Below are 217 nucleotides of genomic sequence, written 5' to 3' on the forward strand. Positions count from 1 at the left end.
TTTACTTTGCTCACCAGTATAGAATGGATGCGACTCACTTGAGATATCAAGTGTGTAGTATTGGTATTCTTTACCTTCGTATTGACGAGTCGATTTAGTCTTAGCAGTTGAGCGAGTCAAAAAGAACTCGTCAGCGTTAGTGTCGTGGAACAAAACTTCTTGGTAATTAGTATGGATATCTTTACGCATAATATACTCTCTAGGTCCGATGTATGTA

General features: G+C 38.2%; 1 protein-coding gene. It reads right to left on the reverse strand.

Annotated elements, in window-relative coordinates; genetic code table 11:
- On the reverse strand, window positions 1–189 hold a 189-nt coding region (locus tag V6252_RS13355), incomplete at its 3' end, for a type B 50S ribosomal protein L31 (protein ID WP_341610759.1).
- Window positions 190–217: the final 28 nt, after the last annotated feature.

The sequence above is a fragment of the Psychrobacter proteolyticus genome (genome assembly GCF_038155145.1).
GTDB lineage: Bacteria > Pseudomonadota > Gammaproteobacteria > Pseudomonadales > Moraxellaceae > Psychrobacter > Psychrobacter proteolyticus_B.